Source organism: Burkholderia sp. JKS000303, from assembly GCF_002563755.1.
Taxonomy (GTDB): domain Bacteria; phylum Pseudomonadota; class Gammaproteobacteria; order Burkholderiales; family Burkholderiaceae; genus Burkholderia; species Burkholderia anthina_B.
The window spans coordinates 1,174,057-1,196,790 of the sequence record NZ_PDBZ01000002.1; the positions used below are offsets into that span (position 1 = coordinate 1,174,057).

Annotated in this window: 18 protein-coding genes; 3 read left to right on the top strand and 15 right to left on the bottom strand. The window is 64.9% G+C overall.

The window, feature by feature from the left end:
• Positions 1–39 precede the first annotated feature (39 nt).
• Positions 40–3,495, bottom strand: coding sequence for an adenylate/guanylate cyclase domain-containing protein (locus BX604_RS27380; protein WP_098553897.1), 3,456 nt, complete (start codon positions 3,493–3,495; stop codon positions 40–42).
• A 601-nt stretch (positions 3,496–4,096) separates the two neighbouring features.
• On the opposite strand from BX604_RS27380, the gene BX604_RS27385 reads away from it, so the two are divergent.
• On the top strand, positions 4,097–4,843 hold the full coding sequence (locus BX604_RS27385) for an SIR2 family NAD-dependent protein deacylase (protein WP_098553898.1): 747 nt from the start codon (positions 4,097–4,099) through the stop codon (positions 4,841–4,843).
• A 217-nt stretch (positions 4,844–5,060) separates the two neighbouring features.
• Here BX604_RS27385 and BX604_RS27390 read toward each other — a convergent pair whose 3' ends face one another.
• Positions 5,061–7,055 (bottom strand): beta-glucosidase family protein, encoded by a 1,995-nt coding sequence (locus BX604_RS27390; RefSeq protein WP_257146437.1) that lies wholly within the window; start codon positions 7,053–7,055, stop codon positions 5,061–5,063.
• 4 nt (positions 7,056–7,059) lie between these two features.
• Here BX604_RS27390 and BX604_RS39780 point away from each other — a divergent pair, with 4 nt between their 5' ends.
• Complete coding sequence (locus tag BX604_RS39780; RefSeq protein WP_257146438.1) at positions 7,060–7,719, top strand: hypothetical protein; 660 nt, start codon at positions 7,060–7,062, stop codon at positions 7,717–7,719.
• Positions 7,720–8,009: 290 nt separating this feature from the next.
• On the opposite strand, the gene BX604_RS27395 is transcribed toward BX604_RS39780, so the two are convergent.
• From BX604_RS27395 to BX604_RS27430, 8 genes are all read right to left on the bottom strand, one after another.
• On the bottom strand, positions 8,010–9,008 hold the full coding sequence (locus BX604_RS27395) for a LacI family DNA-binding transcriptional regulator (RefSeq protein WP_098553900.1): 999 nt from the start codon (positions 9,006–9,008) through the stop codon (positions 8,010–8,012).
• A 109-nt stretch (positions 9,009–9,117) separates the two neighbouring features.
• Positions 9,118–9,924, bottom strand: a complete 807-nt coding sequence (gene hpaI, locus BX604_RS27400; RefSeq protein WP_098553901.1) for a 4-hydroxy-2-oxoheptanedioate aldolase — start codon at positions 9,922–9,924, stop codon at positions 9,118–9,120.
• 9 nt (positions 9,925–9,933) lie between these two features.
• Positions 9,934–10,737 carry a 2-oxo-hept-4-ene-1,7-dioate hydratase gene (hpaH, locus tag BX604_RS27405; RefSeq protein WP_098553902.1) on the bottom strand — a complete coding sequence of 268 codons (804 nt, stop codon included), beginning with the start codon at positions 10,735–10,737 and terminating at the stop codon, positions 9,934–9,936.
• Between the two features lie 20 nt (positions 10,738–10,757).
• Positions 10,758–11,159 carry a 5-carboxymethyl-2-hydroxymuconate Delta-isomerase gene (locus BX604_RS27410; protein ID WP_098553903.1) on the bottom strand — a complete coding sequence of 134 codons (402 nt, stop codon included), beginning with the start codon at positions 11,157–11,159 and terminating at the stop codon, positions 10,758–10,760.
• 16 nt (positions 11,160–11,175) lie between these two features.
• Entirely contained in the window at positions 11,176–12,039 is an 864-nt protein-coding gene (gene hpaD, locus BX604_RS27415) for a 3,4-dihydroxyphenylacetate 2,3-dioxygenase (protein WP_098553904.1), read from the bottom strand.
• Between the two features lie 48 nt (positions 12,040–12,087).
• Positions 12,088–13,545 (bottom strand): 5-carboxymethyl-2-hydroxymuconate semialdehyde dehydrogenase, encoded by a 1,458-nt coding sequence (hpaE, locus tag BX604_RS27420; RefSeq protein ID WP_098553905.1) that lies wholly within the window; start codon positions 13,543–13,545, stop codon positions 12,088–12,090.
• A gap of 16 nt (positions 13,546–13,561) precedes the next feature.
• A complete protein-coding gene (locus BX604_RS27425; RefSeq protein WP_098553906.1) occupies positions 13,562–14,320 on the bottom strand; it encodes a fumarylacetoacetate hydrolase family protein in 759 nt (252 codons plus the stop codon).
• Complete coding sequence (locus BX604_RS27430) at positions 14,317–15,084, bottom strand: fumarylacetoacetate hydrolase family protein (RefSeq protein ID WP_098553907.1); 768 nt, start codon at positions 15,082–15,084, stop codon at positions 14,317–14,319. Before BX604_RS27430 ends, BX604_RS27425 begins: the two co-directional genes overlap by 4 nt.
• A 173-nt stretch (positions 15,085–15,257) precedes the next feature.
• Here BX604_RS27430 and hpaR point away from each other — a divergent pair, with 173 nt between their 5' ends.
• Positions 15,258–15,659 carry a homoprotocatechuate degradation operon regulator HpaR gene (gene hpaR, locus BX604_RS27435; protein WP_098554082.1) on the top strand — a complete coding sequence of 134 codons (402 nt, stop codon included), beginning with the start codon at positions 15,258–15,260 and terminating at the stop codon, positions 15,657–15,659.
• 187 nt (positions 15,660–15,846) lie between these two features.
• Here the strand turns inward: hpaR and pntB are convergent, their stop codons facing one another.
• From pntB to BX604_RS27460, 5 genes are all read right to left on the bottom strand, one after another.
• Positions 15,847–17,259 (bottom strand): Re/Si-specific NAD(P)(+) transhydrogenase subunit beta, encoded by a 1,413-nt coding sequence (gene pntB, locus BX604_RS27440; protein WP_098553908.1) that lies wholly within the window; start codon positions 17,257–17,259, stop codon positions 15,847–15,849.
• 13 nt (positions 17,260–17,272) lie between these two features.
• The gene (locus tag BX604_RS27445) at positions 17,273–18,868 is read right to left on the bottom strand and encodes a Re/Si-specific NAD(P)(+) transhydrogenase subunit alpha (RefSeq protein WP_098553909.1); all 1,596 of its coding nucleotides are present in this window, start codon (positions 18,866–18,868) and stop codon (positions 17,273–17,275) included.
• Positions 18,869–19,393: 525 nt separating this feature from the next.
• Positions 19,394–22,201 carry a GMC family oxidoreductase gene (locus BX604_RS27450; protein ID WP_257146439.1) on the bottom strand — a complete coding sequence of 936 codons (2,808 nt, stop codon included), beginning with the start codon at positions 22,199–22,201 and terminating at the stop codon, positions 19,394–19,396.
• The gene (locus BX604_RS39140; RefSeq protein WP_098553911.1) at positions 22,149–22,418 is read right to left on the bottom strand and encodes a hypothetical protein; all 270 of its coding nucleotides are present in this window, start codon (positions 22,416–22,418) and stop codon (positions 22,149–22,151) included. The genes BX604_RS27450 and BX604_RS39140 overlap by 53 nt, the downstream gene beginning before the upstream one ends.
• A 74-nt stretch (positions 22,419–22,492) precedes the next feature.
• Complete coding sequence (locus tag BX604_RS27460) at positions 22,493–22,714, bottom strand: hypothetical protein (RefSeq protein WP_098553912.1); 222 nt, start codon at positions 22,712–22,714, stop codon at positions 22,493–22,495.
• Positions 22,715–22,734: the final 20 nt, after the last annotated feature.

Here is a 22,734-nt window from a genome sequence, read left to right on the forward strand (position 1 = left end):
CGTCGTCACGCGATCCGGCGCCGTGCGTCGTCGTTCCGTTCATCCTGCGCGTGCGTCCCAGGCATCCAGCAACGCTTGCGCCGCTCGCAGATCGCTCGTCGCGAAGCCTTCCGTGAAAGAGGCGAGCACCCCGGACAGCGCCTGCTTCGCGTCCACGGCCTTCCCCTGCCGCTGCAATAGCCGAGCGAGGTCCGACACCGCCCGCAATTCCAGCGCTCTGGCGCCCTGCCTGCGCGCGCGTGCGATCGCCCGGTGAAAACAGTCGACGGCTTCGTCATCGCATGCAACCGGCGCCCCCGCCTCGCTCACCCGTGCGGCCAGACAGTTGCCCGTGAGCCGGTACAGCTCGGCCTCGTAGCAATGCTCGCCCGATTGCTCGACGATCGCCATGGCCTCGTCCAGCATGCCGCGTGCGGCCTTCTCGTCGCCCGCGCGCCAGTAGCTGTCGGCGATCAACGCGAGGAAATAAGGCCGCTGGTCTTCGCCGCCGGCTGCCCGATGTGCGTCGAGCCCCTGCCGCATCTGCGCGATGCCGTCCTCGAGGTTGCCTTGCGCGCTCATCGCCCAACCGCGAAACAGCGTTCCGCACGCGAGCCAGTACGGCAAGCCGTGCTCGGTCGATACCGCGATGACCGCTTCCGCGCGCTCAGCGGCCAGCGTCGGCTCCCCCCGCAGTTGATGCAGGTGCGCGGTGTAGGTCAGACCGAACGCCAGAGACGGCCCATAGGCGAGCGCCTGTGCCAGGGCGAGCACGTCGACGCTCCGTTTGAGCGCCTGGTCGGCATAGCCCTGGAACCACAGGGTCAACACCAGGAAACTGAGCGCCCGAATGCCGGGATCTACGCCATGTGCGAAGACGTGCGCCTGGTGCTGCTCCGGATCGTAGATCGCAAGCGCCTGCTCCAGATGCGTACGCGCCGCGTCGAAATCGCCCTGCAAAAAGAAGCACGATCCCAGCGCGCTATGGGCCTCGATGAGGAAGCCCGGATCGTTCGCATCGCGGGCCGTGCCGAGCATCTGCTTGCCCAGGTCGGTCGCGAGCGCATACTCGCCGCGCACCACGTGGTGCATCCGCAAGCCCAGCTGCGTCGCAAAGCGCTGCGATGCTTCTCCCGTGCGCTCGCACAACGCGAGCGCGCGCGTGTAGGTCGCGCCCACCTCCGTCGCGCCATACCCGCGCACATCCATCAGGACCGGCCCGAGGGACAGCAACAGCGTCAGTTCCCACTGCGCACGCATCGGGGTGTCGGGCAAGCCCTTCAGCAACGCAAGCGCCGCGCCGAGGTGATTCATTGCATCGTGATGGGCGGCATGGCGCAGCGCCTGCTGCGCCGCGCGATGCAGGTATTCGACGGCCTTCGGCACGTTGCCGCTCTGACTGTAGTGGTGCGCAAGTTCGCTGCAGTAATCGGCGATGCGCGTCGGGAACAGCACCTCGATCGCCTGCGCGGCACGCTCGTGCAGCGCGGTACGCCGCTCCGTGAGCAACGAGCGCCCGGCCACCTCCTGCGTCAGTGCGTGTTTGAACGAATAATTGACCTCGGGAAAGGCCGGCCGCTCGTAGATGAACTCCGCGGCTTCCAGATGGGCGAGCAGCCGACGCAGTGCGTCGTCCCGCGCCGGCTCCTCACCGCAAATGCGCCGGATCAGGCTGAACGGGAACTCGTGGCCGATCACCGCGAGGGCCTGCAGCAGTTCCTTCTCCTCGACGGGAAGCCGGTCGATCCGGGCAGCCAGCACGCCCTGCACGGTAGTGGGAATGTGCAGCGTCGCCGGGGTCTCCACGATGCGATAACGCCCGGCCTCGCCGAGCAGCGACTTCTCCTCGACCAGCGTCTGGACCACTTCCTCCATGAAAAACGGATTGCCTTCCGTCTTCTCCAGAATGAGCTGCTTCAGCGGCACGAGCGTGCGATCGTCGCCGAGCAGCGCCGCGAGCAGTCCGCGCGCATCGGCGGGACCGAGCGGTTCGAGCCGGATCTTGCTCCAGTGCGCCGCGCGCGTCCACGCAGGCCGATACTCGGGCCGGTAGTTCACCAGAAGCAGGATGCGTGCGCCCGGCACGTGGTCGATCAGATAGGTGAGGAACGCCTCTGTCTCGTGGTCCAGCCATTGCAGATCCTCGAACAGCAGATGGACCGGCTGGTTGTGGCTCTCGCGCACGAGCAGTTGCCGGATCGCATCGAAGGTACGGTCGCGCCGGATCTGCGGATCCATCTCGACGAGTACCGGTCCGCCTTCGCCGATACCAAGCAGATAGAGGACATACGGCACGAGATCCTCGAAACTGCGCTCGAGCGCGAGCGCCTTGCCGATGACCTTTTCCCGGCAGCGCCGCTCGTCGTCCTGCGTCGTGATCTGAAAATAATTCTTCAGGAGTTCGATGAGCGGCAAATTGGAAAACGCCTTGCCGTGCGATACCGAAAACGTCTCCAGCACCAGCGCACCGCGCCGTGAGCGCTCTTTGAACTCATGGAAAAGGCGCGATTTTCCGACCCCGGCCTCGCCCACCACGCCGACCACGCGACCCTGCCCGGTCCTCATGGTTTCCAGCGCCCGGTTCAGATGCTCCATTTCGGTTTCGCGACCGACAAACCGCGCGAGACCGCGGTGCGCCGCCAGCTGCAAGCGCGTGCGCAGCGCACCCAGCCCAAGCACCTCGTACACGCATAGCGGCGCGGGAATGCCCTTGAGTTGCGTGGCGCCCAGCGCGTTGAACTCGAAATAGCCTTCGGCCAGCTTGTGGGTGGACTCGCTGACGAGAATCGACGTGGGCGTGGCGATACCCTCGATCCGCGACGCGATGTGGATCGTATGTCCGAGCGGATCGTAATCGGTGTGCAAGTCGTCGGTGCGGATCGAACGGACGACGACCTCGCCGGTATGCACGCCGACGCGAATCTGCAGCGGAATGCCTTCCTGCAGACGAATGCGGTCGCCATGCTGTCGCATCGCCTGCTGCATGCGCAATGCAGCGAAAAGCGCGCGCTGCGCATGGTCTTCGTGAGCGATCGGTGCGCCGAACAGCGCGAGAATGCCATCGCCGAGCGATTTGGCGACGTACCCCTCGTAGTAGTGGACCGCTTCCATCATCAGCTCGATCACCGGCACGATCAGGCGATGCGCCACTTCGGGATCGAGATCGTGGATCAACGCGGTCGAACCGGCCATGTCGGCGAACAGCGCGGTAACCGTCTTGCGCTCGCCGGCCGGCTCGCCGCGCGCTTCCATCGCCGCGTGTTCGGCACGGATGCGCTCGGCAAGATGATCGGGCGTGTAATGAACGGGGGTGGGCGACGGCGACGGCGCCGATGGCCGGGACCCTGGCTGCGCGGCGGCAGGGGTGGCGAGCGGCGCGCCGCAATTGCTGCAGAAGCGGGCTGCGGGCGCCGTCTCGTGTCCACACTGCGGGCACGTGCGGGACAGCACGGCCTGGCATTCCTGGCACACTTTCGCACCGGGAGGATTCTCGGACCCGCAGAGTGTGCAGTGCATAGAACCCTCTTCCTGCCAAGGGTCGACATCCGAATATTATGCGCCGCCGTGCGCGGAAATTCAGGTTGGCGAGCGACGGAATCGACGGCTCGACGATGGCAAATCCCGTGATCGGGAAACGTCCGATGCCCCGCCCTCAAGCCCCGTTGTCCGGAGCCGACACCGCGGCCCGGCTCGCCAGATAGTCGACCATCCGTTGCGCGGCCGGCTGCAGCGTGCGGGCGTCGAGCTTGTCGAGCCGTGCTACGGCGCGTGCGTGAACGCAGGCCCCGACGTGTCGGCGCGGCCGCGCGCGACGGCACCGAATCGACGTGACACGCGAAATGGGCGTCGGGCCCCATGCCTCTGCGCGCTCACGTCGGGGCACGAACGAGCGAGGCAGTCAGCGTGCTACGCTGCGGCACCACGAACGCTCACGCAAAGACCGTCGGGCGCCATTCGACGACAGTCGTGGAACGACGCCCCCGCCCCCACCATGGACCGCATACCCGTGACGAAAATGACCTGCACATCCCGGCGCCGTCGCAATGGCGTTGCAGACGGACTCGCAACGTCCGCGCCTGACTCAGCGCCCGAATCCTTTCCCGCCGGAGACTGAACGATGTCGTCCGCACCTCATGACCGTCTGCCTCGCCTGTACGTCTTTTCCGGCGCTGGGCTATCCGCGGAAAGCGGGATTTCGACGTTCCGTACCGGAAACGGCGTCTGGACCCAGGAAAGCCTCGACGAGGTCTGCAACTTTCTGACCTGGCGGAAAAACCGCGAGGCAGTCTTTCGTTTCTATAACGAGCGCATCGCCGAGAAACACGATGCACGCCCGAACGAAGCGCACACGATCCTCGCGGAATGGCAGAACACCTGGGGCAAGGAGCGCGTCCGGCTCGTCACGCAAAACATCGACGACATGCTCGAACGCGCCGGTGCACTGCACGTCACCCACCTGCACGGCGACATGCATTCCCTGCTTTGCACCTGCTGCGACTTCCGCTTTCCCAAGGAAGGGGCGGACTACCGTCTCGATACGGCCTGCCCGCAATGCGGCGCGATCGAGGCCGTCAAACCGGGCGTCGTGTTTTTCAACGAGGCCGCCCCCGAATACATGAAGCTGCACCGCATGCAGCTCGAAATGTCCGATGACGACCTGTATATCGCGATCGGCACGACGTTCGAGGTCGTATCGCCGGAAAGCATGCTGCCCCGGTCGCGATGGTCCACTCACGAACGAAACTTTCTGATCGATCCCGAGCCGCGAAGGACCGGGTTCTTCGGGCATGTCGATCCATCGTTCGCCACCATCGGCCTGCGCAATCTGGCGCATCGTGTCAATGCGCTGATGACGGAGGGATAGAACGCGAGGTGCGGTCGTCCGCTCGGTTCGTCGTGTTTGGACGGGATCACGGTTTCCCCATCCGCGATCCCGACCGGCTTTCCATCCTGGCCCCCGTCGAATGTCTGGCCGCCAAGCGCAATGCCGGCCTTCGAACTGAACGACGGCTCCGAGATAAGCGCATCGCACCGGCCGGCGTGTTTTTTCAAACAGCGCCCCGCCGGTGCCAGGGCAGTCGCTATTGCGCGATGGTGCCGGCAGTGCTCAAGCTCCGCGACGAATTGCCGACGTACACGGTTGTCGTCCCGCTGGCGGGCGACCACTGCTGCGCATCCTTGTCCCAGGTGCTCAACGGATGATTATTCGCACCCGGATCGACGTTGATCGTCACGGACTGCGACGCGCCCGGATTCAACGCCACCTTCCGGAATCCGACGAGACGCTTCGGCGGCTCGCCCGATGAAGCCGGCAAGCCAACGTAGACCTGCACGACTTCCGCCCCTGCAACCTTCCCCGTATTGGTAACCGACGCGGTGACGTTGTACGTCCCGTTGCTTCCCGACGAAACCGCTGCGTTCTGGATCCTGAACGTCGTATAGGAAAGCCCGAACCCGAATTCGAACGCCGGGCTCTTGCTCATCGCGTCGTACCAGCGATAGCCCATGTTGAGCCCTTCGGTATACGTCACCGTCGGCACCCCGTTGACCGAGACACCCGGGTACTGCGTTGCGCTGATCGAATCCATGAAACCCTGACCGACCTGCGGGAACGTCACCGGCAATTTGCCGGACGGATTCGTCACGCCAAACAACAGGTCCGCGACGATGTGCCCGTCCTCCTGCCCCGGGAACCATGCTTCGAGTATGGCGGCCGGCGCGGACGCGCCCCCTTTGAGCAGCGTCGGATCGATGGCCTCGACCGCACTGTCCTTGAGCACGAGCACGGTCTTCCTGTTCGCGGCAACGACGCTCTGGATCATCGCAAGCGTATTGCTGCTCTTGACGGTGCTGGTCGTCGTCAGCGAGCTGGCCTTCGGCCCGTACCAGTCCAGCGTGTTGAGATATTTTCCGGCGTCGAGAGCCAGGCCGGACGCATCGGTAAACGTCGTCTGATCCGCGCCCTCTTCGGAAATCGAGCCGGCCATCACCACCACGGCGTCGGCGCTGCCCATCAAGGTCTGCGCAGCCGCGAACGTCGAAGCCGCACCGTCGATCGTCGCGTTGGTGTTCGTATCGTCGACGAGAACCAGATGGACCTTCGCCGTCGTATTGCCGAGACTCTGCAGCACGTCGCGCATCCCTTGCAGCGGCGAAACGGTATAGAGCGCCACGACGTCCGAACTTCCGCCGCCGGAACCCATCGGGTTGCCCACGCTGCTCCCGCCCGCAACCGCTTGCTGCGCGTACACCTGCGACGCCTTGCCGACGATCACGACATTCTGCACACCCTTGCTCAACGGCAGCGTTCCGTCGTTCTGCAAAAGCACCGCGGACTGCTCACCGATCGCCTTCGCCGCGGCACCGTCGGCAACGGTATCGATCGGCGTCTGGACGAGGGGACGATCGAAGATACCGGCCTTGAACATCTGCGTATATCGGCGCGCCAGCGCCGTATCGATATCCGACGTCTTGATGGCGCCCGAGGCAAGCGCGGCATTCAGCTTGTCCGGTGTCCACCAGGTCGCGACACCGGGGATGATCACGCCCGGCATTTCGTTGTCCAGCCCCGCGAGCATCGTTGCCGCCGTGCTGTGCGCGGCGAAGAAGTCGGACTGCACGTAGCCGTTGAAACCCCATTGCCCGCGCAGGACGTCGGTCAGGATATGCTTGTTCTCGCACATCGAGAATCCGTTGACGGAGTTGTACGAACACATGACGGCGCCGACCTGCCCGTCCTTGACCGCCATTTCGAACGGCAGCATGTAGAGCTCGTGCAACGTCCGGTCGTCGACGTTTTCCGAGATGGTCATGCGGTTCGTTTCCTGCTCGTTGGCCACGAGATGCTTCGCCATCGCGATAATCCCGTGCGACTGCACCGCCTGGATTTCGGCGACGCCCATCGTGCCGGTGAGATACGGATCCTCGCCCATGTACTCGAAGTTTCGGCCGCCGACCGGCAGGCGCGCGAGGTTCATGCCCGGCGCTTCGAACACGTGAAGCGCGAGGTTCGCCCCTTCCTTGCCGATCACGTCGCCGAACTGCGTCGCGACGGCGTGATCGAACGATGCCGCCACCGCGATGGCCGACGGCAGCGCGGTCGCCTTCGCCGATTCGGCGCTCGTCAGCGCCGCGGCCCCGCTCGATGCAGATCCTGTGGGAACGCAGTCGTTCTGTCCGATCCCGACCGGTCCGTTAGTGATGCGAAGCGTGGGAATGTGGTACTTCGAAATCCCGGGAATATGGCGCGCACCAAAGCACTGCGGAAGCTCGGCAACCACGCCCGGTCCGCCGACCAACTGCTCCTCCTTGTCGGGCAATGCCATCGCCGCCACCAGCAACGCAGCACGCTGCTCGGGCCGCAATGACGTATCCATCCACGGCGATGCGTTGCCGGATGGCGTCGGAGACGATGCCGTGGGGCTGCTATCGCTGCTCCCGCCACATCCGCTCAACAGCACGGTCAATCCCGCCGCCAGACAAACGCCTGATCTCTTGATCGAAGTTCCCATGTCCCGCTCCTTTTTTCTCTATGGACGATTTCGCACGCCCGTTCTTGTCAATATTTTGCAGTGCTTATTCATATCATCGCTTCGACGTCAGACCGGCATTCCCAACGGCTACGGATGGGCGCACGCGTCCGCCGTCAATCAACGCGGAGGTTGTTTGACGTCGCCAAAACGAATCAATGAAAGCGCTTCGAGGAGCGAAGACATCTTGCCGGCGCAACGCGTCCGATAGCGCGTGCACCGCAAGCCAATGCGACGACGTCGCCTGACGCGCCGCCCTTGCGGCCCCACCCCTTGCTGACTATCGGTCCCGTGCTTCGCTCATGGCTTGCCGGTCGATTGGGAAAACGTTTATCCAAGAGTAGATGGGCAATCTTTCTTTGGCTAGTTCGTGTTAACGCCTAGAAATTAATCTATCGTTGTGAAGTGAAATTCCCACTACGCCCGTAATGGGTAATCGTTTATCCGCTACGTGCCCACGCGCTGTACGCGTGCCGGGCCGGCACAACGCTCCCGTAGCAATCAGGGCAGCAGACGGTTCGACGTGGAGTCCCGGACGACCAGGCGCGGTTCGAGCATCAGGCGCACCGCATCGTTCTGTCCGGACAGCGCTTCGAACACCTTGCGCGTCGCCAGCTCGCCCATCTTTTCGCTCTGAGTGTCCACCGTTGTCAGAGCGGGCTCCGAATATTCGCCATAGGGTGCGTTGTCGATGCCGGTCACGGCAAGGTCTCGCGGCAACTGAAATCCCAGCGCCTTCGCGCCTTTCATGAATCCCAGCGCAATCAGGTCGTTGTAGCAGATCACCGCCTGCGGGCGCCGCGGGCCCAGCAGAATCCGCGAGCAGGCCTGCTCGCCGGCGACGGACGTCGGAGCGTGCGCGTCGTACACGTCGAGCGTCAACCCTGCCTCCGCCAGGCATTCGCTCGCGCCGCGCACGCGCTCGGGATCGATCGATGCCTGCCCGAACCCGAGGTAGGCGATTTTCCGATGCCCGAGGTCGAGAAGATGCCGGGCCAGCATGTAGGTTGCCAGGCGGTTGTCGATACCGACCGTCGGGATCGCCAGCTCGTCGAGATGACGCAACATCACGACCGGCTTCTTCAAGTCCAGCATCCAGCCGGCGTCCTGCTCGGAAAGACGCGAACTGATGATCAATCCGTCGACGCGCTGTGCGAGCGCCTCGATCAGCAGGCGCTCGCGAGCCGGATCCTCTTCGGTATCGACGAGCAGCAGCGTGTAGTCGTGCGCGAGTGCGACCCGGTTGGCCCCTTTCACGACACTCGCGAAGTGCGGGTTGCTGATATCCAGAACCGCGAGGCCGATCGTGCGCGTGCGCCCCGTAATCATCGACCGTGCAAGGGGACTCGTCTGGTAGCCCAGCTTTTCGATCGTCGTCTTCAAGCGGGACTCCACTTCCGGCGAGAAGCGCTTGGTCCCGTTGACGTATTTCGATACGGTCGCGACGGATACACCGGCTGCCGTTGCCACATCGCGGATCGTCGGGGTCGCGTTTTTCATAAAGGGGGAGCGGGTTCGGGAATTCGGCAATTGTCGCAGAACCCCCATGACCATCCCAGAAGATTGTCGCGCGGACGCGGGGCCGATCTCCCGGCGGCTTACCCCGACATCAGTACCCGCCGCGCTCCCCGCCCGGTCGCGCTGCGTGTTCGCCTTTGTAGCGCGCCGCAAGCTGCGCAGCCGCGTGACTCAACAATCCCGTATCCGTGCCGACCGCAACGAAGGTTGCCCCGGCGTCCAGATACTCGCTTGCAAACGCGTGGTCCGGCGCGAGCACGCCCGCCGCCTTCCCGGCCTGACGCACCGTGCGAATGCCCTCGCGAATGGCCGCGCGCACCGATGCTTCCCCCGGCTTGCCAAGGAAACCCATCGAAGCACTCAGATCCGCCGGCCCGAAGAACACGCCATCGACCCCGTCGACGTTCGCGATCGCATCGAGATTGGCGAGCCCCGTGACGGTTTCGACCTGCACCAGCACGCACAGCTCGTCGCTGGCGCTGCTCAGATAGTCCGGCACCCGGTTCCATCGCGATGCCCGCGCCAGCGCACTGCCGACACCACGCACGCCGTTGGGCGGATAGCGGGTCGCCGCGACGGCTTCACGCGCCTGCTCGACGGTGTCGATCATCGGCAACAGCAAGGTCTGCGCGCCGATATCGAGAAACTGCTTGATCAGCGCCGTATCACTCCTGACCGGGCGCACGATCGGATGCGTCGGGTACGCGGCCATCGCCTGCAATTGCGCGAGCGTACTGCGCACGTCGTTGGGCGCGTGCTCGTTGTCGATCAGCAGCCAGTCGAAGCCGGCGGTTGCCAGCAACTCCACCACGTACGGATCCGCGAGCGCGGCCCACAAGCCGAACTGCAGCTTGCCTTCGGCCAGCGCGTGCTTGAACGGGTTCCTGATTCGGTCCATGCCTGCTCCTTATACGAACTTGAACGCGATACCGCCGAGCGGACCGTAGTCGACGTGGAACGTGTCGCCCGCTCGCGCCGGAATCGGGCTCGTGAACGAGCCGCTGAGAATCACGTCGCCCACGTTCAGGCTCTCGTCGTACGGCGCGATCTTGTTCGCGAGCCACGCAACGCCCGTCGCCGGATGGTTGAGCACCGCTGCGGCGAGCCCGCTCTCCTCCACGGCGCCGTTCTTGTACAGCAGCGCCCCGACCCACCGAAGGTCGACGTCCATGGGACGCACCGGCCGGCCGCCCAGCACGATCCCGGCATTGGCCGCAAAGTCGGAGATCGTGTCGAACACCTTGCGCGGCGCCTTGGTGTCGCGATCGAACTGCTCGATACGCGCGTCGATGATCTCGACGGCGGGCGTCACATAGGCGGTCGCGTCCAGCACGTCGAACAGCGTCACGTTCGGCCCCTTCAGCGGCTTGCTGAGAATGAACGCGAGCTCCACCTCGACGCGCGGCGCGATGAACCGGTCCGCGGGAATATCCTGGCCGCTTTCGATGAACATGCTGTCGAGCAGCGGTGCGTAATCCGGCTCGGTGATCTGGGACGAACGCTGCATCGCGCGCGAGGTCAGGCCGATCTTGCGGCCCTTGATCACGTGCCCGGCGTCCAGCTTCATCTGCACCCACTCCCGCTGGATCGCGTAGCCGTCCTCGATCGTCATCTCGGGATAGGCCGCGGAGAAGTGGCGTAATTGCGTGCGCGTCTTTTCGGCGTGTTCGAGCTTCGCCGCGAGTTCGCGGATTGTCGTTTGGTCCAGCATGATGAACTTACCCTTCGCGCTCAGGCCTTCAGCCGCGCATGCAGATTGTTGTGCTTCCAGGTGCCGGCTTCGCTGAATTCGTTGAGCTCCAGCGACAACGCGAGCCCCTGCCGGTCGAACGCGTCGGCGAAGTGCTGCTTGATGATGTCGAACAGCGCATCGCCGGCGGCCTGCTTCGCGGCCTCCGAACGTCCGGCGCCGATCTTCAGGTTCCCGTGCAGGAACGCGGCGTTCTCGATCCGGCCGTCGGCGATGCAGAATGCGTCGCAGCGCAGCGCCCGGACGCGGATCCCGCCCAGCGGAAATACCCGTTGTTCGCCCTCGCGCTGCGCGTCGAGGCTGCACGCCAGCTTGCGGCACAGCAGCGCGATGCTGTCCTCGTCCGCCAGGTTGCTGCTGTATTCGAGTGTGAGATGTGGCATCTGCGGCTCCCAATGATCAGACGGGCAACGGCGTGACCGGCAGGATCGCGTTGATCTGGCCGGTGCCCGAGCTGCCGAAGTACGGCGTCACCACCTCGGCCTTGCCTTCGTAGCGGTCCCAGCCGAGCGCGCCGAGCAGCATCGCCGTGTCGTGCATCCCGCCCTCGCCCCAGCACTTTTCGTTATAGAGCGGCAGCATCCCGCAGAACGTCTTCCAGTCGCCCTTTTCCCACAGCGACACCACGTGCCGGTCGGTTTCCTCGAGGAACGGATCCCACACCTTGTGCATGAACTGCTCGGCCGTGCCGTTGCTCGCGAAGCGATGGCTGAGCGAGCCGCTGGCGAGAATGGCGACGGTGCCGTCGTAGCGCTCCTCGATGGCCTTGCGCACCGCCAGGCCGAAACGGGCGCTCGTCGGCAGGTCGTGCCACATGCACCAGCCGGAAATCGAGACGGTCTTGAAGTGCTGGTCCGCATTCATGTATCGCATCGGAACCAGCGTGCCGTATTCGAGATCCAGCGACGTTTCGCTATGCGCGCGCGTCTTCACGCCCATCTCGTTCGCCACGTCGGCGATCGCCTTCCCGAGCGCCGTGTTGCCCGGGTACGCATAACTCATGTTGTTGATGAAGTGCGGCAGTTCGTTACTCGTGTAAATGCCTTCGAACTTCGACGCACAGTTGATGTGGTATTCGCTGTTGACGAGCCAGTGCACGTCGAACACCACGATCGTGTCGACGCCGAGTTCGCGGCAGCGTCGACCGATTTCATGATGGCCGTCGATCGCGGCCTGGCGACAGCCCTTGTGCGGGCCGTCGAGCTCCGACAAATACAGCGACGGCACGTGCGTGACTTTCGCGGCGAGGGCGAGCTTTCCCAATTTCTGTCTCCTGATGACGCAGTTCGCGAATGGAGCCGGCGACTCTGCTTACGCGCCCCAGCGCGGAATGTGATGCGAACCGAGCGACACGCAGATGTTCTTCGGCTCCAGGAACACTTCGTAGCTCCACGTGCCGCCTTCGCGGCCGACGCCCGACGCCTTCGTCCCGCCGAACGGCTGACGCAGGTCGCGAACGTTCTGGCTGTTCACGAAGCACATGCCCGCTTCGATCGACGCCGCCACGCGATGCGCACGGCCGGTGTTCTCGGTCCACACGTAGCTCGACAGCCCGTACGCGATGTCGTTCGAGAGGCGGATCGCGTCCGCTTCGTCGTCGAACGGAATCAGGCAGGCCACCGGGCCGAAGATCTCTTCCTGCGCGATGCGCATGCGGTTGTCGACGTCGACGAACACGGTTGGCGTGACGAAGTTGCCGTTCTTCATCGCGTCCGGCAGCGTCGGCGCATCGAGGCCGCCGCAGGCGAGCGTCGCGCCTTCCTTCGCGCCCAGCTCGATGTAGCTGCGGACTTTCGCGAGGTGCCCCTGGCTGATCATCGGCCCGACGATGGTGCTTTCGCTGAGCGGGTCGCCCACGGTCAGCCGCTTCGCGCGCTCGATGAAGCGCTCGGCGAACTTCGCGTAGATCGACTTCTGCACGAGAATGCGCGAGCCGGCCGTGCAACGCTCGCCGTTGTTCGAGAAGATCATGAACACGGCAGCGTCCAGCGCGCGTTCGAAGTCGGCATCCTCGAAGATCACGAACGGCGATTTGCCGCCGAGCTCCATCGAGAACTTCTTCAGGCCCGCGGCCTGGACGATGCGGTTGCCCGTCGCCGTGGAGCCCGTGAACGAAATCGCATGCACGTCGCGATGCGCGACGAGCGGCTCGCCGGTTTCCTTCCCGTAGCCGTGCACGACGTTCAGCACGCCGGCCGGAATGCCCGCTTCAAGCGCGAGATCGCCCAGCATCGACGCGGTGAGCGGCGACAGCTCGCTCATCTTCAGCACCGCCGTGTTGCCGAACGCGAGACACGGCGCGACTTTCCACGTCGCCGTCATGAACGGCACGTTCCACGGCGAGATCAGCGCGCAGACGCCGACCGGGTGGAACAGCGTGTAGTTCAGGTGCGTGCCGGTCGGGTAGGTGTGCCCGTCGACGCGCGTGCACATTTCCGCGAAATACGTGAAGTTGTCCGCCGCCCGCGGCACGAGCTGCTTGCCCGTCTGCGAGATCGTCTGCCCCGTGTCGCGCGTCTCGGTGTTGGCGAGTTCCGGCACGTGCTTCGTGATCAGCTCGCCCAGCTTGCGCAGCAGCTTGGCGCGCTCGGTGGCCGGCGTGCCGGCCCAGGCGGGGAACGCGTCCTTCGCCGCGCGCACGGCGGCATCGACGTCCTGCGCGGTGCCGCTCGCGACTTCGGCGAGCACTTCCTGCGTGGCCGGGTTGACGGTCTCGAAGTAGCTGCTGCCGGCCGCAGACTTCCCGTTGATCAGATGGTCGATTCGCATAGGTAATCCTAATCAGTCAGTCGCGGCCAAATTCCGCGTCGGATGCAATTACGTTGACAAGGCGGCCGAGACCGTCGATTTCGCAAACGACTTCGTCGCCTGCCTTGACATCGACGATCCCTTCCGGCGTGCCCGTCAGGATGATGTCGCCGGGAGCGAGCGACATGAAGCCGCTCAAATACTCGATCAGCGCGGGAATGTCGGTCACGAGATCCCGCGTATTGCCCTTCTGCTCGAGCTTGCCGTTCACGAACGTGCGCAATTCGAGGTTCGTGACGTCGGCAACGTCCGCTGCATCGACGAACCACGGGCCCAGAACGGTGCCGCCATCGCGGTTCTTCACGCGCAGGTTCGGGCGGTAGTAGTTCTCGAGATAGTCGCGGATCGCGTAGTCGTTGGCGATCATGTAACCCGCGACGTACTGCATCGCGTCTGCGCGCCTGACCTCTTTGGCCGGCTTGCCGATCACGACCGCCAGTTCGCACTCGTAGTGCATGAAGGTCACGTCGGACGGACGGCGCGTCACACCGCGATGGCCGATGACGGACCCCGGCCCCTTCAGGAACACGAGCGGTTCGTCCTGCTTCGAGAACTGCAGTTCCTTCGCGTGCTCCGCGTAGTTCAGTCCCAGCGCGAAGATCGTCCCCGGCTCGATGGGCGCCAGCCACACGACCTCGCTCTCGCGACACACCCGCCCGTCGGCGAGCCGGACGCCCGCTTCGTGCGGGTATGCCTCGTGAATGGCGCCCGAATAGGCAACACGGCCCCGCATCATTGCTGACCTCCTGCTGCTTCGCTCGTCATCGAAAACGTGAGGGCCGGCCATTCGCCGATCGATACCGTCACGACGTCGCCGGCCTGGGCCACGGGCGCACCGTGCGGAACGCCCAGCGTAAGCACGTCTCCGGCCGTGAGCGTCATGAAGTCGGTGACGTCGGCGATCAGTTGCGCCACATGCCGGATCGACGTCGCCGTGCTGGCGTTGAACGTCGCCTTGCCGCCGATGCCGACCGAGATCGGCAGCGTGTCGGGGTCCGCGACCAGGCGACGCGCGACGACGGTCGGCCCCATCACGCAGAAGCCGTCCCGCGCCCGGAACCGGACCGACGGGCGATACACGCTTTCGTGCGGCACGCACAGGTCGGCCACGATCGTGTATCCGGCGACATGGTCGAGCGCGTCGGCAACGCTCACCCGCGACGCGGTGCGCCCGATCACGATCCCGAGCGAGCCGCCGATCTGAACGCCGCTCGTGCCGCCCGGCACGACGACCTTCGCACCGTGTCCCGCCCGCGTATTCCGCGGCTTGACGTACAACACCGGGGCCTTGGGCGGCGCCTTGTAGGGGGCGGCATTGACCGCGTCTCCCAGCGCATCGAGCGCCGCGCGGTCGTTCAGCAACGTCCCATAAACGGCGCCCTCGACGGGAGGCCGGCATTTGGCGCCGCCGGACAGGAGCGACGCCGCCGCGCGCGCATCGACATCGCGCGCAAGCGGCTCTCCCTCCAGGCAAAGCACATGGTCGACAGGTGCAAACATCACGGTTCGATCCTCTGAAGTTCACTCACATGTTAGTATTATTTCGCCTGATATCATCGGGCGTCAAGAGAGAACATGCAGGCCAAGGGAATTCCCCGCTGCAACGAAGCTGAAGCGCAATCAACGGTATGGATGTCAAAGACAAGCACGACGCACCTCATCGCAACCTTCCGATGATGCTGCTGCGCGCGCGGGAAAAGATCATGGAGCGCTTCCGGCCGCTCCTGACCGCACACGGGCTCACCGAGCAGCAATGGCGGATCATCCGCGCGGTGCACGAGCAGGGGCCGATGGAGCCGCGGCAGCTTTCGGATCTCTGCACGATCTCGAGCCCGAGCATGGTGGGCGTGCTGGCGCGGATGGAGGCGCTGGAACTGATTACGAAGGAGCGGTTCGCGGAGGATCAGCGTCGGATCCTGGTTTCCCTGACGCCGACGAGCATCGACCTGGTTCGCGCACTGACGAAGGATCTGGAGCAGCGATACGCCGACCTGGAGCAAGAAGTCGGCAAGGATGTCGTGGCTCGGGTCTACCAGGCCGTCGACGATCTGCTCGCGGGGCTGGAAGAGGATTGATCCGATGGCCTGCCTGCTATCGGAGCGGCCGGCGAACCGGCGGCCGGCGAACCGGGCGGCCGCCCGCTGTGGCGGCCCCTGACGGACATCGGCCCGCAACGCACTGACGATGCGTTGCGGGCCGACCTGTCTCGAAGCCGCGCGGCGCCGACCGGGACCCGCGGTCCAGCCGGCCGCGCGGCCATCCTCAGGCTTTCAGCGCACCGAAGATCTCGTTCAACATCGACTTCGCGTCGCCGAACAACATGCGGTTGTTGTCCTTGTAGAACAGCGGATTGTCGACGCCCGCGTAACCCGAAGCCATGCTGCGCTTCATCACGATCGACGTCTTCGCCTTCCACACTTCCAGCACCGGCATCCCCGCGATCGGGCTCGTCGGGTCGTCCTGCGCGGCCGGGTTCACGATGTCGTTCGCGCCGATCACCATCGACACGTCGGCCTCCGGGAAGTCCTCGTTGATCTCGTCCATCTCCATCACGATGTCGTACGGCACCTTCGCTTCGGCCAGCAGCACGTTCATGTGGCCCGGCATGCGGCCCGCGACCGGGTGAATCGCGAAGCGCACGTCGACGCCCTTCTCGCGCAGCAGCTTCGTGAGCTCGTACACCGTGTGCTGTGCCTGCGCCACGGCCATCCCGTAGCCCGGCACGATGATCACGCGCTTCGCTTCGCGCAGCAGCTCGGCCGTTTCCATCGCGCTCACCGCGACCGCCTCGCCGGCCGGTTGCGCGCCGGCACCGCCGCCCGCTGCCGCAGGCGCGCCGCCGCCGAAGCCGCCGGCAATCACGCTGATGAAGTTGCGGTTCATCGCGCGGCACATGATGTACGACAGGATCGCACCCGACGAGCCGACCAGCGCGCCGATCACGATCAGCAGGTCGTTGCCGAGCATGAAGCCGGTGGCCGCCGCCGCCCACCCCGAGTAGCTGTTGAGCATCGACACCACGACCGGCATGTCCGCGCCGCCGATCGCCATCACCATGTGCACGCCGAACAGCAGCGAGATCACCGTCATCACGATCAACGGCAGCATCCCGTCCTGGATGGTTTCCGCATGCAGGAACGCGCGACCGAAGTAGAGCACGATCAGCAGCCCGGCCAGGTTCAGCCAGTGCCGCGCCGGCAGCGTCAGCGGCTTGCCGCCGATCTTGCCCGACAGCTTGCCGAACGCGATGATCGAACCCGCGAAGGTGACGGCACCGATCAGGATGCCGACATAAATCTCCACTTCATGAATCGCCTTTTCGGCACCCGTGAACTGCACCGACGTGTCGATATAGCTCGCGAAGCCCACCAGGCAGGCCGCGAGGCCGACCAGGCTGTGCATCAGCGCGACCAGTTCCGGCATCTGCGTCATCTGCACTTTCTTCGCGGCGTACAGGCCGACCGCGCCGCCGACGACGAGCGCGGCGATCACGTACGGAATGCCCGCGGCCGACACGCGCGGGCCGAGCACGGTGGCCAGCACCGCGATCAGCATGCCGATCATCCCGAGCAGGTTGCCGCGGCGCGCGGTCTCGGGATTGGCCAGCCCGCCAAGGCTGAGAATGAACAGGATGGCAGCGCCGATATAGGAGACGGTGGTCAGGTTTGAAGTCATTATTGTCGTCCCCTTATTTGCGGAACATCGCCAGCATGCGTCGCGTCACCGCGAAGCCGCCGAACATGTTGACGGCCGTGAGTGTCAGCGCGCCCACCGCCAGGCCCAGGATCAGCCCGGACGGACGGTCACCGGCATTGGCCAGCTCATCCAGCGGCGGCGCGACCTGCACGAGCGCGCCGATCGCGATGATCGACGAGATCGCGTTGGTCACGCTCATCAGCGGCGTGTGCAGCGACGGCGTGACGTTCCAGATCACCATGTAGCCGACGAAGCACGCGAGCACGAACACCGTGAAGTGCGACAGGAAGCTGGCCGGCGCGAACTGGCCGACCAGCAGGAACGCCACGGCGCCGACCGCGAACACGATCGCGAGCGCCTTGGCCGACATCGGCTCGCCGGCATGGCCATGGCCCTTCGACTTCGCCGGTGCGGCGGCGGGTGCGGCCGCCGGCTTCGGCGCGACGACCGCCTGCTTGATCGGCGGCGGCGGCCACGTGACGTTGCCTTCCTTGATCACGGTGAGCCCGCGGATCGCGTCGTCGTCGAAGTCGACGTTGATCGTGCCGTCCTTGCCCTTGCACAGCTCCTCGACCACGCGCAGCAGGTTCGTCGCATACAGCGTCGACGACTGCCGCGACAGGCGCGATGCGAGATCGGTATAGCCGACGATCGTCACGCCGTGGCGCACCACCGCCTCGCCGGGCACCGTCAATTCGCAGTTGCCGCCCTGTTCGGCGGCCATGTCGACGATCACGCTGCCGGGCTTCATCGACTGCACCATCTCGGCCGTGATGAGCTTCGGCGCCGGCTTGCCGGGGATCAGCGCGGTGGTGATGATGATGTCGGCATCCTTGGCCTGCTGCGCATACATCGCGCGCTGCGCCTGCTGGAAGCCTTCGCTCATGACCTTCGCGTAACCGCCGCCGCCCGAGCCTTCCTCTTCGTAGTCGACTTTGACGAACTCGCCGCCCAGCGACTTGACCTGATCGGCCACTTCCGCGCGCGTGTCGTTGGCGCGCACGATCGCGCCGAGGCTGGCGGCCGTGCCGATCGCGGCGAGGCCCGCCACGCCGGCACCGGCAATGAAGACCTTGGCCGGCGGAATCTTGCCGGCCGCCGTGACCTGGCCGTTCAGGAAGCGGCCGAATGCGTGCGCGGCCTCGATCACCGCACGGTAGCCGCTGATGCTGGCCATCGACGTGAGCGCGTCCATCTTCTGCGCGCGCGACAGCGTACGCGGCAGGGAATCGATCGCCAGCACGGTGGCGCGCTTCGCGGCCAGTTGCTGCATCAGTTCGGGATGCTGGGCGGGCCACACGAAACCGATCAGCGTACCGCCCTCGCGCATCAGCGCGACTTCGTCGGCGCTCGGCTGGCGCACCTTCAAAACGATATCGCTGCCCGCCCAGAGCTCGGCCGCCGTGGCGGCAACACTCGCGCCGGCCGCGCGATACGCGTCGTCGTCGAAATTCGCACCGGCACCGGCACCGCTTTGCACGGCCACCGAGAACCCCAGCTTGATCAGTTTCTCAACCACCTCGGGCACGGTCGCAACGCGCCGTTCGCCGGTGGCTATCTCCAGAGGAATCCCAATCTGTAGTGTCATATTATGAAAGTTGGGTGATGGCCATCGCGAAGCGCTTGGGCCGGTGCATCAAGTTACCAGAATCGTGTGAATTAGCGACCATGATCGAACGACCGTTCGCTAAACACGATAACGCCCGCCGGACCGCGATGCCCGCGTCAGTGCAGGCGAAGCGCGTGCGCGCGTCGCGTACGAATTCGATCGTACTGTTGTGTTTTATCCACGTACACGAAAGATTGCGTCGGCCGAACGGATGTTGACGATGCGGCCATCCTGCCGCTCCCGCATCGCAATGTTCGCGACCTGCGCGCGAGGCTTCGATCCTCGAGCAGGTGAATCACGCCGGAACCGATGAAGAACGCAACGCCGCCGGGACCGGGCTCGGCGAGCCGGAAGCGCGCGGACGATCCGGCCGGCAAGCTACGCGAGAATCCGGCTCGTTTCGCCGACCGACCGGTCGATATGCGAAACGCCATGGCGGATCTGCGGCGGCCCGGCCGCTGCGCGAAACCACCGGACCATGTTACGCACAGTCGAACGGCGCACTCAGTCCTGGCGATCGAGCACGAAGCCCGTTGCTCGCAGCTTTCTGTCGTCGAGACGATAAAAGCCCATCGGATAGCGCTTTTTCACGGTCTTGCCGACGGCCAGGCCTTTCGCGACATCCGCGAGCAAGGGGACGTGGACGATCGGCTTGCGTCCCGCGCGCCGATAGACTTCTTCGTAGGTCGGCGAATGCGTGTCGGCGATATTGAACGCTTCGATCCCGTCACGCTTCGCGCCGTCGATCGAGCGTCGAAGCAGATGAACGATCGCCCTGGCGACGTTGTGCGGCGAAATATAGTGGCTGTTGCGGTACAACGCGAAAAGCCGCTTGGACCGGTTCCAGCGCAGCGCTTCCTCGAGATAGCCCGGCTGCTGCGCGAGTGCGATCCGATACAGATCGACGTGCATGCTCGCCGAGCATCGGGACAGGATGTCCTCTCCGATGCGTTTGCTTCGCGCGTAGTCGCGCATCTCCGGCGCCTCGAAATACTGCTTTTCGATCGGGCGGTTCACGTCGAGCAACGGTGCCGTTTCATCGACGAGCCGATTCCGCGGCGAGCCGTAAACCACCATCGAACTCGCGTGTCCGAAATAGCCGACGCCGCGACGCATGCACGCCTGCGCGAAGCGCTCCAGATTGGTGACGTTGATCGTTTCCAGATCCGGCTTGCCGGGCAAACCTGCCGCCAGATGGACGACGGCCGTCACGCCGTCGACCAGTTCGTCCAGGGCGGTATCCGCGAGATCGCGATCGGAGAAATCGACCGCGACCCATTCAACCCGCGCATCGGCCGGCACCCTGCTGTGAAACTGCCCCCGCACCCGATAGCCTTGCAGAATCAACTGATCGACGACATGCGCGCCCAGGTTGCCGGTGGCCCCCGTCACCAGGACGAGCGGCCTCGTGTCGTTTGCCGCGGCAGGCCGCGTCAACGCCGCAATCCGTCGCGCGACCAGCTTCGATTTCAGATGGTCGGCAAGCCGGATCGCGAGCGCCATGATCACCATGGTCGGATTGGCATGCCCGCTCGTCGGAAAAACCGACGCGCCCGCGATGTAGAGGCCGCGCACGTCGTGCACGCGGCAGTCAGCGTCGACGACGCTCGTCGCCGGATCCTGTCCCATTCGCGTCGTGCCGGCGGTGTGCGCCATGTCGTGCAGCGCGATGGCCGACAAGTCGCCCCCCGCGATTTCCGGCCGCAATGCGAAACCGTGGATGCCAGCGTCGCGCAGGTCGCTGTCGAGCAGACGCGCGAACGTGACGACGGCCTGCTTCATCACGCGCCCAGACTCCCACGTGACGCTGGCCACCGGCAATCCGAGCCGGTCGCATCGGCTCGACAGGGTCACGCGGTTCTCGCGCATCGGCGGCTGCTCGCAAATGACGTCGAGCGTCACCTTCTCGATTTTTCTGCCGGTGCCTTTTGCCACATAATCCCGTGCGACGAAATTCGCATTGAGCCGGATGACCGTGTCGACGATGAGACGGCGCACGCGCCGCGGCAGTATCGAGCTACCCAGGATCCGCCGTCCGACGAAACTCACGACCACCCCGGACCGCTGCAACACGAGGATCAGATCGGCCAGCGGGCGTTGGCTTTGCCGCTTTGCCAGCCGCTTCAACGCGATAACCGGATCGTCGTTCGAGATGCGGGCGTTCGCATACGCGGCCATATTCGGCAAACGCTGCGCCTGCTGCACGTCGGGGCGGATCGCCAGCCCATGCGAATACATGAATGCGCGATAGTCCTGCTGCAACGAGAAGAATCCGAGCAATGCGGCAGCCGACGCCTGACTATCCGGCGAAAACACGCCGATCGACATGCACGGGTGGTCCGTCAGATAACGGCCGACGGCGTCGTGCGCATTCCCCAGCGCATGGCCGGCCTGATCCCGCGACAGGAGCAGCAGTCTGGCGTTTTCGATCGCGCCGGCCGCGAGCACCACATGACTCGACGGCAACGTGCGGCGTCGCTTGCCCGACAGCGAGGACACGATCTCGACCCCGGTCACGCCGGTGCCATCCGCGTGAATCGCGCGCACCGTCGCGTTGAGCATGATCGTCACGTCTCGATGCGATTCGCTTCTGAAGTCAGGCCCGAAACGCATCACGTCCGTCAGGTTGCGATGAGAACGCGCGAGCTGCCAGAGGAACGACGACACATGCTTCATGCGCGCCATTTCGGCAGGCTCGCGCAATTTCGCCGCCGGCCAGAATGCGGGGCCGCTGAGGATCGGGCCGACATCGAGGCGCCGTGCGGCACGCTGAATGTACGGTGCGATATCCGCGGCGGTGATCGGCCATCCCGAGTCCGCGATCCACTCGCGCGACGTGAAATCCAGCGCATCGAATGGCGCGACCTTGCCGGCCCATCCTGCCGTCGAGCCGCCCAGCACGCGACACCGAACGCCGAACCTCTGGGTTTGCGTGGACCAGAATTTCAATTGAAACGCGTGCGACGCATGGCGGGACTGCTGCAGTTCGGCGTCTTGCAGCGACCCTTCGACGTCGACGTCGTTGAGCGCTTCATGGTCGGCGGATTCTTCGAGCCCACCGCTTTCCAGAAGCAGTATGTTCAGGCCCAGGCCAGACAGCTCGCGAACGATCGTCAGGCCCGCGGCGCCCCCGCCCACGACGACGAGGTCGAAGGATCCCGACAACGGATCGCCGGCAAGCTCGTCTGCTTCGAAATCAATATATTGCGTCATCTCTCGATATCCCTGACTCGCCTCCACATCGGCAGAGACGGCTTCACTACGGCGGCATCGCGAACGTGCGGATCTCGGATAACAGCCGCGCCGACGCACCGGTCATGCCGAACGCTCCCGAAGCGATCGCTTGACGCAGCGGCACGGGCGGGAGGGTGCGGTTCAACAGGTTGGCGCCGTCGACAGTCGCGAGAGGAAGGCCGGCGTGTTGCAACAATGCGGCCGGTATTCCCGGTGCAGGAAGGTTGGCGAGTGCATGGCCCGGGGTCGCACCGGGTTCGATCAATCCGGCGCCGGGCTCGATGCCGTCTTGCAATGTCGCATTGCCCCGATAGCCATTCTGAAATTCTGCAAATTCGACACTGCTTCAGCCGAAACAACAAAATACCGTCACCGTCGGAAAGCAGTGTGCTCCATCTCACATAAATGGAATCCGTCGGAATTTCCGACATCGCGGCCTTTGGTCAGCAGCGGGATGCCGCGGTCGAGAGGCCACGCCTTTTGCGAACCCCGGTCGGCCCCTGACGCCTGACGAACCACGTCGTCCGCCCATCCCCGTATCCCCTTCGAGACATTCAAATTCGTCGCCGCCCGACCGATGATGTGCGCCATGCGCCATCCGAGCGCACCCA